General features: G+C 50.4%; 1 protein-coding gene. It reads left to right on the top strand.

The genetic code is table 11. The features are described from left to right. Positions 1 to 119: 119 nt before the first annotated feature. Positions 120 to 326 (top strand): hypothetical protein, encoded by a 207-nt coding sequence (locus J7R13_RS09050; RefSeq protein WP_208438326.1) that lies wholly within the window; start codon positions 120 to 122, stop codon positions 324 to 326. Positions 327 to 425: the final 99 nt, after the last annotated feature.

The following is a 425-nucleotide window of genomic DNA, read 5'->3' as shown; positions in this document are numbered from 1 at the left end:
AGTTCTCCTGCTGTTTTTGAGGCTTTCATTGTTTGCCATTGAGCGGCAACACATTCTGCTGCTGGAATATCTGGTACTGTTATATTTGTATAAGCAGAGCTTTGCTGGACAAGAAGTTGATGTGCAAGAACAGTACTGCTTATGGGTCGCGATTAATAGCCAAGCCCTTTAAGAATTTCGTCCATATCGGTACCATTGGCTCCAAGAATGGACATCATGGCGGGGGGAACGAAAACACTGTTGCAAGCATAGGCGAGGGCTGGTTGGGGCGCGCTCTCGGGTGTCCGATGAAGGGGGGGGCGGATGGGATTGGGAAGGTGTTATAAAATATCAGTCCGGCCAGCGCGTTGTCCTAATTTTTTTTTTTAAGTGACCCGCCGCCCCCGGAGTTTTCCCCTCTTCCCCACCACCACCCTCTTCCGATC

It is taken from the genome of Bartonella taylorii 8TBB (assembly GCF_902825155.1).
GTDB classification, from domain to species: domain Bacteria; phylum Pseudomonadota; class Alphaproteobacteria; order Rhizobiales; family Rhizobiaceae; genus Bartonella; species Bartonella taylorii_A.
This window is presented reverse-complemented; position numbering and strand designations above follow the sequence as displayed.

Excerpts from the sequence above, each read along its gene's own strand:
- J7R13_RS09050 (WP_208438326.1), top strand. The coding sequence starts at position 120 with ATGTGCAAGAACAGTACTGCTTATGGGTCGCGATTAATAGCCAAGCCC.